Consider the following 14,772-nt stretch of genomic DNA (forward strand, 5'->3'; position numbering starts at 1 on the left):
AAACTAAATTATGAAAAGCATTATAGCTTCTGTTTGCTTATTAGGTGTTTTAAGTTCTTGCTCTACTCCCAGAGCATATACTGATAGTATGAAAGTAGAATTAAAAGCTATGTTTGATAAGGATCAATTATATCAAAATTGGGATCCTAAAAGATTGGAAGATCAGAAATATATTGATTCAATGAATGTTTTATTCAATAATGTTATAAGAAAAAATTGCGAAGTTGTTAAACAGTATAATAAAGATTTTGGTTTTCCTGGAAATAAAAAGGATGGAGAAGTGGCAGGGAAACATTTTTGGTTAATCGTCCAGCATTCTGATCATGATGTGGATTTTCAAGAAGAAATATTGAAAGAAATGAAGAAGGGATTAAAAGCTGGAGATGTTTCAAGTCAGAATTACGCATATTTATTTGATAGAGTAAAAAAAAATAAAGGATTGCCTCAATTTTATGGAACACAAGTGGAATATAGTGGTTGGGATGTGGTTCCTTATAAATTAGAATATCCGGAGAAAGTTGAGAAATTAAGAAAAGAAGTGGGGTTAGATTCTTTAAAGACTTACTTGGCTTCATTTCGAAATTGATTTATTATGAAAAAAATTTAATCATTCAAGAAAGGTTTATTTTCTAGAGAAGCGATGAAAAAAAAAAGAGGATATCAATTTGATATCCTCTTTTTGTCTTCAAAAAATAATATAGTAAAAAATTTATACTACCAGAATTTAACATATAAAGCCACAATTACCAATAATGTAATTACAATTAAAACTGTAGTTTGTGGTTTTACTTTAAACATTTCAGCGTCAATTTCAAACGCTTTTGGATTTACTTTAGGACCAGCGAAACTGATTCCGATCATCGCCAACATAGTGAAGAAGAATGATAATCCCATACAAATGTGGAAAGGAATTTCGAATGCACCTTTTCCGTTAGGATAAGCTGTGTATAACAATGTTTCGTTTCCGAATAAGATTGGAGCATATTCATTGAATAATACTGACAATACAAATCCTAAAATTACACCCACAATTGCAGCAGTTCCAGTAGTTCTTTTCCAGAACATACCAAGGAAGAACATAGCAAATACACCAGGGCTAATGAAACCTGTATACTTTTGAATGTAAGTGAATCCACCAACACCACCAATTCCTAAAATATCATTCCATGTAAATAATACCGCTAAAAGCATTGCAGCAAAAACGGCAATTCTACCAATGTTTACCTGTTGTTTTTCACCTGCTTCTTTTTGGATGTATTTTTTATGAATATCTAACGTATAAATAGTCGAGATACTGTTTACTTTTCCAGCTAATGAAGCTACAATTGCAGCAGTTAATGCTGCTACAGAAAGTCCTTTTAAACCAGTTGGCAAGAATGTCAATACAGCAGAATAAGCTCCGTCTTTTCCTCCAACTAATTGTGGTAAATGTCCGTTTTCATATAAAACGTAAGCAGCAATACCAGGCAACATTACGATTAATGGCATTAATAATTTTAACATACCAGCAAATAAAATACCTGTACGGGCAGTTTGCAAGTCGGCACCTAAAGCTCTTTGTGTAATGTATTGGTTACATCCCCAGTAGTTTAAGTTGATAATCCAGATACCGGCAAGGTATGACATTAAACCTGGGAAAGTCAAATATTTATCGATTTCAAGTTGAGATGAAGTAGCAGTTGGTTTTGGAATAATCATTTTGAAATGCTCAGGAGCTTCTGTCATTAATACTTTGAAGCCTTCAATTGCACTGCTACTTATTCCTAACTTTTCTCCAACAGTTACTAATGCAATATAAGAAGTTACTAAACCACCGATGATTAAAACGGCAACCTGAATAACGTCAGTATAAGCTACCACTTTCATTCCTCCTAAAGAGATAAATAAAGCGAATACAGCCAATCCAACCATGATAACGTGAAGATATTCTCCACCGGCAAGACCATTAATAGCAACAGCTCCTAAATAAAGGATAGAAGTTAAGTTTACAAATACATATAAAAACAACCAGAAAACTGCCATAATCAAAGCAGTAGATTCGTTATAACGTGTTTTTAAGAATTGAGGCATGGTGTAAATCTTATTTTTAAGATATACAGGAATAAACCAAACTGCTACAATAATAAGCGCAATAGCAGCAAGCCATTCGTATGCTGCAACGGCAATTCCTAAGAAGAAACCTTCACCGCTCATTCCGATAAATTGCTCAGCTGAAATATTTGAGGCAATTAACGAAGCTCCAATAGCCCACCACGTTAAATTTCCTTCAGCCAAAAAGTACGCTTTAGCATCTTGTTCGTCTTGTTTACGCTTGCGGTAAACTGTGTAACCGTAGACCGAGACTACGATGAAATAAATAATAAAAACCGCATAATCTGCGAAAGCAAGGTTCTGGTTCATTGTTAGTAGTATTTTAAAAATTAGTATAGGTGATTGATTGTTTAATAAATTATAAAATCAGCTTTTTAGTGGTTTTATCTGACTAAAAATAGGATATGTGTTTTATTTGTGTTATTTTTTTGTCAAAATAAGAACGAAAGCCAAAAGTATAATAAAAATCTATATTTACATCACGAACAAATGTATTTTTTACATTTATAAATGAATTATTATGTTAAATTTTAAACAGGCTCTTATTTTGCTTCGACTTTTTCGTTAACAGCTGCTTTACTTTTGTAATGCACATCTGGCAGTTGTCTTAAAATTTCTGCACTTTTTTCAGGTGTGATATCACGTTGCGACTCTCCTAACATTTCGTAACCAACCATGAATTTCTTAACTGTTGCAGATCGAAGCAAAGGCGGATAAAAATGCATGTGGAAATGCCATTCCGGATGTTCTAAACCATCTGTTGGTGCCTGATGAATTCCTGATGAATACGGAAAAGAAGTACTAAATAAATTATCGTATTTAATGGTTAACTGCTTTAAGATTTTGGCATAAGAACTTACTTCTCCTTCTGTAAAATCAGTAATTTTTGAGATGGCTCTTTTGCTTAAAATCATCGTTTCATAAGGCCAGATTGCCCAGAAAGGAACTAATGCCACAAAATCATCGTTTTCGATTACAATACGGCTTCCTGCTTTTAATTCGGCCTGAAGATAATCTTGAAGAAGCGTTCTTTTGTTTTTATCAAAATAGGCTTTTAGGTTGTGATGCGTTTTTTCAACCTGTGTTGGCAATGATGATTGCGCCCATATTTGTCCATGTGGATGCGGGTTGCTGCAACCCATAACGCTTCCTTTGTTTTCAAAAATTTGAACGTGATTAATGTATTTTATACTTCCTAAATCAGTATATTCTTTTTGCCAGGTTCTAATAATGTTCTCAATTCCGTCAAGATCCATTTCCGGTAACGTAAGATCATGTCTTGGCGAAAAGCAAACCACTCTTGAAATTCCCTGTTCTGGTTTTGCTTTAAAAAAGGTATGTTTAATGTCTTCTTCAAAAATAATTTCTTCCTGCTTCATGGCGGCAAAATCATTTTCAAAAACAAAACTGCTATCATATTTAGGATTATTCACACCGTTGGCACGAACATTCCCTGGACATAAATAACAAGTTGGATCGTATTTTGGTAAAGCTTCAGTGGCAATTGTTTCATTTTGTCCCTGCCAAGGGCGTTTTGCGCGATGCGGTGAAACTAATACCCATTCGTTAAGTAAGGGATTGAAGCGTCTGTGAGGGTCTTCGTTAATGTCAAAATTTTTCATTGTATTCTGGTTGAGGTATTAAAGTAATGTTGTTCCGTTTGAGATTTTTACATCATAGAATTTTAATTCAATTCCAAATGTATCTAAATAAAGTTTTGAAAATTTACGTTTTACCTCATTTTCATTTCCTTTTTTAACTAAATTTATGGTACAACCACCAAATCCTCCACCCATCACACGTGCTCCAATAACGGCATCGTCAGCTTTTGCGGTATCTACAAGCATATCTAACTCGGCACAACTTACCTCATATTCCTGAGATAAACCGTAATGCGTCTCAAAAAGTAATTGTCCTAAAAGTTCTATATTTCCATTGTCTAAAGCCTCACATGCCTTAATAACACGGTTAATTTCTTTAACCACAAAATGAACTCTCTTGAAAACAACCGGAGAAAATTGATCCTGAATACTTAAAAGTTGTGCTTCAGAACAATCTCTGAAACTTTTTACTTCCGGAAAATGATTCTTTATAATTGATAATCCTTCCTCACATTCTAATCTTCTTGTATTGTATTCAGAGGTAAAAAGAGAATGTTTTACATTACTATCAAATAAAATAACAGAGTAATCTTTGAAGTCGGCATCGTGATATTCAAATTCCAAAGTATTGCAATCCAATTTTATTACTTTGTTTTCAAGTCCATGAACGCTTGAAAACTGATCCATAATTCCGCAATTGATTCCTACCCAATGTTCTGCTTTTTGCCCCATTAAGGCGATATCCACTTTTTCAATTTTTAAATCGAAAAGCTCTTTGATGCCGAAAAGTGTTCCGCACTCCAAAGCTGCCGAAGAAGACAAACCAGAACCAACCGGAATATTACTGCTGAAAACACAATTGAAACCTTCAAATGAAAATCCGTTGTCCTGAAGTTGTTTTACAACGCCACGAATGTAGTTGGTCCAAACGACATCGCTTAGTTGAATTGTTTCATTTAAATCAAGTTCAAATTCTTCATTTAAATCGATGGCGATTATTTTAGATTTTTGAGTGTTGTTTTTCTCAAAAGCAAAGCAAATTACTTTATCAATTGCGGCCGGTAAAACGTAACCGTCGTTATAATCAATATGTTCTCCAATAATATTGATTCTTCCTGGAGAAAGCACAATTTTTTGAGGAACAGATCCGAACGATTTCTCAAAAAAGGCTGAGGTGTTTTGTATTAAAATGTCATTCATTATTTTGTAATTGTAATAGTGTTGTCTTTAATTCGAATGAAAAATCATAAGAATCAGATAAAATATAGTTTAAGCTAATTAATTGATGCGATCAAATTTATAAACTGTTGTTTGATGGTATTCTGAACCTTTTTTCAAAACTGAATTCGGGAAATGTGCCTGATTTGGTGCGTCCGGAAAATTTTGAGTTTCAAAACAAATTCCGCTGGTCGTATGATATTTTGTGTTTTCTTTTCCCTGAAGGATATCAAAACAATTTCCGCCTACATATATATGTACACTTGGCTGATCTGTATAGACTTCCATTTTCAAATTATTTTTCTCACTGAACAATTGAGCAGCAATCTTATCTTTTGAATCAATTACAAAAGAATTGTCAATAGAAGAAGGACAGTTTTTAGCTGTTCTGAAATCGAAATTATGATTAGAAAGATCCGTGAATTTCCCTGTTGGAATACCTTCAGCATCTGTTTCTAACATTTTATCAGCATCGATATACATTTGCTGATCTAAGACTGCAGTATCGTGTCCGTCAAGATTAAAATAACTGTGATGGGTTAAATTAATTACGGTATCTTTTGTGGTAGTCGCTTTGTATTCCAGCTTTAATTCATTTTTCTCTGTTAAAGTATAAGTCAGATAAACGTGTAATTCTCCGGGGAAATTTTCGTCTGAATCCTCGCTTAAAAGTCCAAAAGTTATAGATGGATTTTCTCCACCAGTAATATCATTTACATTCCACACTCTTCTTCCAAAACCTATATTCCCACCGTGTAAAGTATTTCCATTATTATTACCAACAAGCTGAAATGTTTCATCATTTAAAGTGAAAGTTCCTTTGCTGATTCTTCCTGCGTAACGGCCCACTGTGGTTCCGAAATAAGGCGCACTTGGTAAATTATAAGAAGATAAATAAGATTCTAAAGAATCAAAACCCAAAACAACATCTACCAGTTTTCCGTTTGATGTTGGAACTTTTAAAGAAGTAACCGTTGCACCATAATTAATAAGCTGCACTTTCATTCCGATTTTATTTGTCAATTCAAAAGAATGAATTTCTTCGTTATCAGGCATTAAACCAAATAATTTGCAATCAGACTGATCTTCAAAATGCGATATGTGTTTTATTTCCATATTATTTTTACCAAAAGTGAAATTCAAAAATAGAAACATTCTTTACGTTTACATACCAGTACCTACCAGTTTTTTGTATATTGCGCAAAAAATCTATTTTTCATGAACATAATTTCTATCCAAAATAATCTCGGTTTGCCAAAATATAAACAGATTATTCTTTCAATTGAAAAAGCGATAGAAGAAGGTAAATTGGTAAAAGGTGACCGACTTCCATCTGTTAATAAAGTTTGTCTGGCTTTTTCTTTGTCGCGCGATACTGTTTTGCTGGGATACGACGAATTGAAAAAAAGAGGAATTATTTACGCAATTCCAGGTAAAGGATATTACGTCAAAAGCACTGAAATTGCTATAAAACAGAAGATATTTTTGCTTTTTGATGAATTGAATATTTTCAAGGAAGACATCTATAATTCATTTTTAAAAAACATTGGAAAAAATGTTCAGGTCGATATTTTCTTTCATCATTTCAATTTTCAGGTATTTCAAAAACTGATAAATGACAGTAATGGAAATTATACGAAATACATTATCATGCCGACCAATTTAAACGATATAGTCAATTTGATAAAAACCCTACCAGTGAATGATGTTATTATTTTGGACCAGACCAATCCTGATTTAAAATCATATCCGGCGATTTATCAAAATCATGAAAAGGACATTTTTGAAGGATTAGTAAAAGGAAAAGCAAGGGTAGGCAAATACAAAAAATTGATTTTAATTTTCCCGGGATTTAGAGAACCGCTCGGAATGAAATTAGGGTTTGAAGCTTTTTGTTCCGAGTATCATTTTGAGTCTGAAATTATAACCGAATTTACCGACCGCGAAATTACTTTAGGAGATTTATATATTATTCCGAATGACCGTGATCTGGTTCGTGTAATTGAAAATGCAAGAAATCAGAATTTGAAATTAGGTACTGATTTTGGAATCATATCTTATAACGAAACACCTTTGAAAAAAGTGGTAGCCAACGGTATTAGTACTATTTCAACCCATTTTGAAATGATGGGTAAAATATTAGCCGAGATGGTTATTAAAGGAAACAATGTGCAAATCGAAAATAAGTCGGCACTTATTATGCGAAATTCTTTGTAGTTTTTCTTTTGTCTTTTTGACTAAACGCTAATCAAATCATAATTAAACTTATTTTTGGTTATTAAATGCATAATTTATTAGTAAAAAAAATAAGGATATAATTTTTTGTTTTCCTGATCATTTTTTATTTACATTTGCAAATGTAAATTTTACACTTATTATTTGTTTTGATTTTAATGGAATGGATTTTTTTCTTTTCGTAATACTGCGAAGCAAATTTTAAAACCGCTGTTAACCACAAACCACTTAGAATATTTAAAAATGAACAACAAAATTGATCAATTAGCCGCAAATAATATTCGTGCTTTAGCCATTTCGATGGTTGAAAAAGCGAATTCAGGCCATCCTGGGGGCGCCATGGGAGGTGCTGATTTCATGCATATTTTATATACTGAATATTTAAAATACGATCCGAGTGATATGCACTGGATTTTTAGAGATCGTTTTTTTATGGATGCTGGCCACCTTTCGGCACTAATGTATGCCCAATATTATTTGTTAGGAAATTTCGAAAAAACAGATCTTCAAAACTTCAGACAATGGGGTTCTGTAACTCCAGGACATCCTGAGGTTGATGTAAAAAGAGGAATTGAAAATACTTCCGGACCACTGGGTCAGGGACACGCGATGGGAGTTGGAGCGGCAATTGCAGCAAAATTTCTGTCGGCAAGATTTGAGAATTTATTCGATCATAAAATTTACGGATTCATAACAGACGGGGGTGTTCAGGAAGAAATTTCTCAAGGTGCCGGACGTATTGCCGGACATTTGGGACTGAATAATTTCATCATGTTTTACGACTCAAATGATGTGCAGCTTTCGTCTATGACCGATGAGGTAACGACAGAAAATACCGCTATGAAGTATGAATCATGGGGTTGGAAAGTGGTTACAATTGATGGGCATGATCACGCTCAGATTCGTAAAGCTTTGACTGATGCGCATAACGAAACAGAAAAACCGACCCTAATTATTGGAAGAACCATTATGGGGAAAGGTTGTGTAACTGCTGATGGAACAATGTACGAAGGACAATGCGAACTTCACGGAAAACCAATTGGAGGCACTAAAGCTGATTTTGAAAAAACATTATTGAACCTGGGAGCAAATCCTGAAGATTCATTTGCTATTTATAAAGAAGTTGAAGCGCACTACAAAACTATTTTAGATCAGAAAACGGCAGAATCTGCTGAAAGAAAAGCAAAATTTTCGACTTGGGAAGCTCAAAATCCTGAAGCGTCTCAAAAGATAAAACAGTTTTTTAATGGCGATTTGCCAGCTTTAGATTTCGGTTCAATTGCTCAAAAAGCAAATGCAGCAACAAGAGATGCCTCTGCGGCAGTTTTAGGATATCTGGCTGAAAATGTAGAAAACATGATTGTTTCTTCTGCCGATTTATCCAACAGTGATAAAACAGATGGTTTCCTAAAAAAATCATCCGTTTTGAAGAAAAATGATTTTAGCGGAGCCTTTTTACAGGCAGGAGTAGCTGAATTAACAATGGCTTCAATTGGGAACGGAATCGCACTTCACGGTGGTGTAATTCCGGTAGTGGCGACCTTTTTTGTTTTTTCTGATTATATGAAGCCGGCTATTCGTTTGGCAGCCATTCAGGAATTGCCGGTAAAATATGTATGGACACATGATTCCTTCCGCGTTGGTGAAGACGGACCAACACATCAGCCAATTGAGCAGGAAGCACAAATTCGATTGTTAGAAAAAATTAAAAACCATTCTGGCGATCAAAGTTTATTAGCGCTTCGTCCTGCTGATGCTATTGAAACATCTGTTGCCTGGCAAATGGCGCTGGAAAACAAGAAAACACCAACAGGTTTAATTCTTTCCAGACAAGAAATTACTTCTATTCCAGCAATTGGGAACTCAAGATTTGAAGATGCGTTAAATGCCAAAAAAGGAGGGTATTTAGTAAAATCAAGTGAAGATCCTGTGATTACTTTAGTTGCCAATGGATCTGAAGTAGCGACACTTATTGAAGCTGCAGAAGAGTTGGAACACATCATTAAAATAAAAATAAATGTTGCTTCTATAATTTCAGAAGGACTTTTCAGATCGCAGCCAAAAGCGTATCAGGAAAGTGTTATTCCGCATAATCAACTGGTTTTCGGCCTTACGGCAGGACTTCCGGTTAACCTGGAAAATTTAGTGGGAAGCAAAGGAAAAGTTTTCGGATTGGATCATTTTGGATACTCAGCTCCGGCTTCAGTTTTGGATCAGAAATTCGGATTTACAAGTAAAAATGCCTGCGAAGAGATTATCAAATATTTAGAGCAGAATAATTATAACATTTCAAAATAAAAGAAAAATGAAATTTTTTATAGATACAGCAAATTTAAAAGATATTAAAGAAGCCAATGATTTGGGAGTTTTAGATGGTGTTACCACAAACCCGTCATTAATGGCAAAAGAAGGAATTACAGGAGCGCAGAATATTCTGGATCATTACATAAAAATTTGTGAATTGGTTGATGGCGATGTTAGTGCCGAAGTGATTTCAACTGATTTTGAAGGAATGATTGCTGAAGGAGAAAAACTGGCAGCTTTGCATCCGCAGATTGTTGTGAAAATCCCGATGATAAAAGACGGTGTAAAAGCAATCAGATATTTTGCTAATAAAGGAATAAAAACCAATTGTACTTTGGTGTTTTCGTCAGGTCAGGCGTTGTTGGCTGCAAAAGCGGGAGCAACTTATGTTTCACCTTTTATTGGACGTCTGGATGATATTTCGACTGACGGAATGAATTTGATTGAAGAAATCAGATTGATATATAATAACTATGGTTACGAAACTCAAATATTGGCAGCATCAGTTCGACACGTAATGCATATTATCAATTGTGCCAAAACCGGAGCAGATGTTATTACGGGACCATTAAGTGCAATTGAAGGTTTATTAAAACATCCTTTAACGGATATTGGATTAGCCACCTTTTTAGCAGATTATCAAAAAGGAAATAGCTAAGATTTTTTTCACGCAGTCCCGAGAGCTATCGAGAGCAGATTTAACAGATGATCAAGATTGAAATAAAATCTGCTGAATCTGCAGGATCTGCGAGAGATTATCTTTTCAAAAAAGAAAATTTGTTTAGTTTTTAATAGTAGTTTTATTGAAGTAAAAACCCTGAAAGCTTTTAGTTTTCAGGGTTTTTTATTTTATAAGAAAAAAACAGTCACAGATTAAAGGAATAAAAGGATGAAGAAAATCTGTTTGATCTGCCTAAATCTTTCAAAATCTGCGTGAAACTTTTATCCTAAAGATTCAGCACAAAATCATTTAGTAATTTTTCTTCATATTTTTCTTTATTGAAAGTATACAAATACGAACCTTTTCGGGAGGATTGCATGTCTTTTTCTTCTAATTTATTCAGAATTTCTAATGAATTAATTTTACTGATAAAGTTACGTTTGTCTAATTCTTTGCTCAAAATTGCTTCATACAATTCTAATAATTGACGCATGGTAAATTTCTCCGGCAATAATTCAAACCCAATTGGTTTTATTGAAGTTCTGTAACGTAATCTTTTAATGGCATAATCTACCATTTCGTTGTGGTCAAAGATCAAGTTTGGAGCATCGGTTATGCTAAACCATTGCGCATGATAATTTTGAATAAGTTCGGTATTGTGATTTTCAATATTGATTAAGGCATAATAAGATACTGAAATAGTTCTTTCAACAGGGTCACGATCAATTTCACTATAGGCATGTAACTGCTCCATATAAATATCGTGTAACCCGGTATAGGTATGCAATATTCTTATGGCCGCGTTGTCGAGTACTTCATCACGTTTTAGAAACCCTCCAATTAAAGACCATTTTCCTCTTTCAGGCTCAAAATCTCTTTTAATCAAAAGAATTTTTAGCCCCTCATGGTCAAATCCAAAAATGATACAATCTACTGCTAATAGGACTTTATCTGCAGAGCTATAACTGTTTAGCATATTAAATTTTTTATGGTAAATATATGAACTTCTTAATATGTTTCATAATTTATTAATGTGTTTTTTACACTTATATAATTAACTACTCAAAAGTAACGTTAAAAAAAAGACTTTTTAGAAAAAAATAACACTCTTTTTTCTCTTTTAAGAATATTTTAAGACGAAACAGGGCAGTTACAGGATGGTTTTTTGAAAGAATGTTATCTAAATACTCAAAAATCTGTAATCAAAAACAAGATTTTATTTACAAAAACAGCTTTTTTTATTGTTTAAATTCTTCAAAATTACAACGTTTTCGTTTTTTTTAGAAGGTGTAAATTTTTGCTTAAAAAGTTGCTTTTTTGTAAAAAGTGTAAATTTTACACAATTAACTTTCGAAAAAAACACTTTTTTTGAAAGAAACACCAAATTTTAAATGTTCATTTGACACTTAATTTACGATATGTATTTTTTTTATCGCTTTTTTTTGGGATATTAATTTGTTTTTAAGCTTTTTTTTTATTTAAATTTACAAATGTAGAATTAACACTTATAATTACACAACTAACCAACCTTAAAAAAACCAATATGATAACAAACCAACGATTATTTTTTTATTGCAATTTTTTATTGCCAAAAAAAGAATGGCTATTAGCATTAATGATGCTATTATTTTCCGTTAATCAAATGTCGGCCCAAGGCAAAGAGATTAGCGGAGTTGTTACCTCGGCACAAGATAAATTACCATTGCCGGGTGTGAACATTATGATAAAAGGAACAAAAACAGTTGCTGTAACTGGATTTGATGGAGAGTATACTATTAAAGCATCAGCAAATGATGTATTAGTTTTTTCGTTTATCGGATTTCAAAATCAGGAAGTCGCAGTTGGAGGTCAATCAAAAGTAAATGTTACTTTAAGTGAAGATACCAATAAGTTAAATGAAGTAGTAGTAGTGGGTTACGGTACACAAAAGAAATCGGATCTTACAGGATCAGTTAGTGTTGTAGATGTCGATGACGCTAAAAAAACGATTTCTTATGATGTGGCAAAAATGCTTCAGGGTCAGGCTGCTGGAGTTACTGTACAATCATCTGGTGAACCGGGAGGATTTGTAAATATTAAAATCCGCGGAATATCTTCTTTCAAAAATAACAATCCTCTCTTTATTATAGATGGAATTCTTGTTGATGATCCTTATGATTTTGCTCCGGGAGATATTGAAACTATGCAAGTTTTGAAGGATGCTTCTGCCGCTGCAATTTATGGAGTTCGTGGTGCCAATGGAGTCGTAATTATAACAACCAAAAAAGGTAAGGAAGGGAAACTGAATATTGGTTTTAAATCACTATTTGGTGTACAAAATGTAGGTAAAAAATGGTCTTTAACAAATAGAGAACAATATCAACAAATTACAAGTGCTGCAGAAAAAAACCTGGGGCTAACAGTGGCTCCCGGAAATGATCCTACAAGCCCTGCATACATCAATGATGTTGATACTGATTGGCAAGATGCTGCTTTCAGAACGGGTACAATTGAGAATACTGCGCTGAACCTTAATGGAGGGACAGAAGGCATGGGTTATAGTATGAATGTTGATTACTTTAAAAATAAAGGTTATTTACAAACCCCTCAGGACTACGAGCGAATTTCAACAGATTTGAATTTGCAAGGTAAAAAAGGAATACTAAGTTATGGAACTAAAGTTGCTTACACGCAAGCAAACAAGGCATCTTTTAACGAATATAATGCGGGACAATCTCCTATTAGTGATTTGCTTGGAGCAATACCTACTATGTCTGTTTATGACAGTAATAGATTAGGAGGATATGGAGGAACAGATAATGCTACACAAAGAGCAATATCTATGAACGTTATAGGGTATAATAATTTAATAGATAACACAACAAAAAGAAATCATATACTAGGAAATCTATGGCTTCAGGTTGAAATACTTAAAGGACTGAAATATAAAATCGCCGGAAGTTTTGACAGATTAGATGTTCAAAACAGAAAATATATACCTCAAAGTGATTTAGGATGGTATTATGTCACTGAAGCTGCAGAAGCATCATTAGATGTATCAAATTCAAATTTAACTAAAACAATCTTAGACAATCTTCTTACTTATGATATTACGCTGGGAAATCACAAAGTAGATGCTTTGGCAGGATATATCCAACAAAACACAGATTTTTATAATCATTATTCAAGAGGTGTAGGCTATCCAACCGGAACAATTCCTGAAATTCAATATGCTCAGGCAACAAATGGTATTTCTGCGGGAGAATATAAAAGTAAGGAAACAGCTAAATCTTACATTGGCAGATTAAATTATAGCTACAATGATTTGTATTTTATAACTGGAAATTTCAGACAAGATAAATCTTCAAAATTTGCACCAGCAAACAATACTGGTAATTTTTATGGTGTTTCAGGAGCATGGAAATTGAGCAACGAAAAATTCATGCATTTGCCAACATGGTTTAACACGATAAAATTAAGAGGAGGTTATGGAGAATTAGGTAACAACACCATTGGTCTGTATGCATATGCATCAACTCTTAATAGTTTTTCGTCTTACAATTTTAATGGTAAATTGGCAAATGGTACAACTTCAATAAGAACGACGGATCCTGACATTAGTTGGGAAACAACAGCAACAACAAATGTTGCTATAGATCTGGCCTTCTTTGATAATAAATTACAATTTACGGGAGAATATTACATTAAAAAGTCAACTGATTTACTTCTTAATTTTCCTATTCCCTATTCAACAGGTTCTATTTCATATGTAGATAATGGATTTGCTAATCCGGACATCGAAACAAATGCAGCTTCTATAGAAAACAAGGGATTAGAATTTACTGCATCGTACAGAAATAGTGATCATGCATTTAAATATGGTATTTCAACTAATATTAGTTTCTTAAAAAACAAAGTGTTGAGTTTAGGTAAAACTAATTTACCTATTTACGGGGCGGCATCTAAAACAGAAGTAGGGCGTTCTGTCGGAGAAATATATGGTTATGAAACTGTTGGAATATTTCAAAACGCTGGTGAAATTGCATCTTCAGCTACACAGACAAATGCAGGTGTAGGAGATATCAAATTCAAGGATCAATTAACTGTAGATACTGATGGTGATGGCAAATTTGATCAGGCAGATGGTATTATTAATGACAAAGACAGAGTATACCAAGGTGTAACTATACCTAAATATAATTTCGGTTTCAATTTTGACGCACAATATAAAAATTGGGATATGTCATTCTTATTTCAGGGTGCTGGAGGAAATAAAGTATTTAACGGAATGTATCGCAATTTGATGGCAGGTGACTATGGTAATCATAGCACTGATGAATTAAATTACTGGACGCCAACCAATACGAATACAAATGTTCCAAGACCAATTATTGGTGATCCAAATGGAAACAGAAGAGATTCTAATCGCTTCGTAGAAGATGGAGACTATATCAGAATGCAAAATTTTGAAGTTGGGTATTCAGTGCCACTAAGCAAAACTAGCCCAATACAAAAAATTAGACTTTATGCAAACGGACAAAACCTATTTACAATAACAAACTACAGAGGATATGATCCGGACTTTAATAGTAATGACGGTTTGTTATCAAGAGGTTATGATGGTGGGTCTTTCCCAAATCCAAGAACGATCTCAATGGGAGTTCAGGCTAATTTTTAATAAAT

The 14,772-nt window shown here is 33.6% G+C and carries 10 protein-coding genes; 5 read left to right on the forward strand and 5 right to left on the reverse strand.

The genetic code is table 11. The annotated features are described in order from the left end of the window. Positions 1–10: 10 nt before the first annotated feature. Positions 11–586, forward strand: coding sequence for a DUF6624 domain-containing protein (locus AC3ITQ_RS05560; protein WP_139256987.1), 576 nt, complete (start codon positions 11–13; stop codon positions 584–586). A 128-nt stretch (positions 587–714) separates the two neighbouring features. Here the strand turns inward: AC3ITQ_RS05560 and AC3ITQ_RS05565 are convergent, their stop codons facing one another. From AC3ITQ_RS05565 to AC3ITQ_RS05580, 4 genes are all read right to left on the reverse strand, one after another. Continuing rightward, complete coding sequence (locus AC3ITQ_RS05565) at positions 715–2,400, reverse strand: sodium/sugar symporter (RefSeq protein ID WP_489237161.1); 1,686 nt, start codon at positions 2,398–2,400, stop codon at positions 715–717. A gap of 233 nt (positions 2,401–2,633) precedes the next feature. Next, positions 2,634–3,713, reverse strand: coding sequence for a UDP-glucose--hexose-1-phosphate uridylyltransferase (locus AC3ITQ_RS05570; RefSeq protein ID WP_489237163.1), 1,080 nt, complete (start codon positions 3,711–3,713; stop codon positions 2,634–2,636). An 18-nt stretch (positions 3,714–3,731) separates the two neighbouring features. Further along, entirely contained in the window at positions 3,732–4,892 is a 1,161-nt protein-coding gene (galK, locus tag AC3ITQ_RS05575) for a galactokinase (RefSeq protein ID WP_489237166.1), read from the reverse strand. A 78-nt stretch (positions 4,893–4,970) separates the two neighbouring features. Then, positions 4,971–6,026, reverse strand: a complete 1,056-nt coding sequence (locus AC3ITQ_RS05580) for an aldose epimerase family protein (protein WP_489237168.1) — start codon at positions 6,024–6,026, stop codon at positions 4,971–4,973. 102 nt (positions 6,027–6,128) lie between these two features. Between AC3ITQ_RS05580 and AC3ITQ_RS05585 the strand changes: the two genes are divergently transcribed. From AC3ITQ_RS05585 to fsa, 3 genes are all read left to right on the forward strand, one after another. Next, positions 6,129–7,127, forward strand: a complete 999-nt coding sequence (locus tag AC3ITQ_RS05585) for a GntR family transcriptional regulator (RefSeq protein ID WP_489237170.1) — start codon at positions 6,129–6,131, stop codon at positions 7,125–7,127. Between the two features lie 261 nt (positions 7,128–7,388). Next, the gene (locus AC3ITQ_RS05590; protein ID WP_489237172.1) at positions 7,389–9,443 is read left to right on the forward strand and encodes a transketolase family protein; all 2,055 of its coding nucleotides are present in this window, start codon (positions 7,389–7,391) and stop codon (positions 9,441–9,443) included. 7 nt (positions 9,444–9,450) lie between these two features. Then, entirely contained in the window at positions 9,451–10,107 is a 657-nt protein-coding gene (gene fsa, locus AC3ITQ_RS05595; protein ID WP_072970110.1) for a fructose-6-phosphate aldolase, read from the forward strand. A gap of 289 nt (positions 10,108–10,396) precedes the next feature. Here the strand turns inward: fsa and AC3ITQ_RS05600 are convergent, their stop codons facing one another. Further along, positions 10,397–11,086, reverse strand: a complete 690-nt coding sequence (locus tag AC3ITQ_RS05600; protein ID WP_072970111.1) for an NUDIX hydrolase — start codon at positions 11,084–11,086, stop codon at positions 10,397–10,399. 567 nt (positions 11,087–11,653) lie between these two features. On the opposite strand from AC3ITQ_RS05600, the gene AC3ITQ_RS05605 reads away from it, so the two are divergent. Further along, positions 11,654–14,767, forward strand: a complete 3,114-nt coding sequence (locus AC3ITQ_RS05605; protein WP_489237175.1) for a SusC/RagA family TonB-linked outer membrane protein — start codon at positions 11,654–11,656, stop codon at positions 14,765–14,767. The last annotated feature ends 5 nt before the right edge of the window (positions 14,768–14,772 follow it).

This window comes from Flavobacterium sp. KH_001 (genome assembly GCF_057840745.1).

Excerpts from the sequence above, each read along its gene's own strand:
- AC3ITQ_RS05560 (WP_139256987.1), top strand. The coding sequence starts at position 11 with ATGAAAAGCATTATAGCTTCTGTTTGCTTATTAGGTGTTTTAAGTTCT.
- AC3ITQ_RS05565 (WP_489237161.1), bottom strand. The coding sequence starts at position 2,400 with ATGAACCAGAACCTTGCTTTCGCAGATTATGCGGTTTTTATTATTTAT.
- AC3ITQ_RS05570 (WP_489237163.1), bottom strand. The coding sequence starts at position 3,713 with ATGAAAAATTTTGACATTAACGAAGACCCTCACAGACGCTTCAATCCC.
- galK (WP_489237166.1), bottom strand. The coding sequence starts at position 4,892 with ATGAATGACATTTTAATACAAAACACCTCAGCCTTTTTTGAGAAATCG.
- AC3ITQ_RS05580 (WP_489237168.1), bottom strand. The coding sequence starts at position 6,026 with ATGGAAATAAAACACATATCGCATTTTGAAGATCAGTCTGATTGCAAA.
- AC3ITQ_RS05585 (WP_489237170.1), top strand. The coding sequence starts at position 6,129 with ATGAACATAATTTCTATCCAAAATAATCTCGGTTTGCCAAAATATAAA.
- AC3ITQ_RS05590 (WP_489237172.1), top strand. The coding sequence starts at position 7,389 with ATGAACAACAAAATTGATCAATTAGCCGCAAATAATATTCGTGCTTTA.
- fsa (WP_072970110.1), top strand. The coding sequence starts at position 9,451 with ATGAAATTTTTTATAGATACAGCAAATTTAAAAGATATTAAAGAAGCC.
- AC3ITQ_RS05600 (WP_072970111.1), bottom strand. The coding sequence starts at position 11,086 with ATGCTAAACAGTTATAGCTCTGCAGATAAAGTCCTATTAGCAGTAGAT.
- AC3ITQ_RS05605 (WP_489237175.1), top strand. The coding sequence starts at position 11,654 with ATGATAACAAACCAACGATTATTTTTTTATTGCAATTTTTTATTGCCA.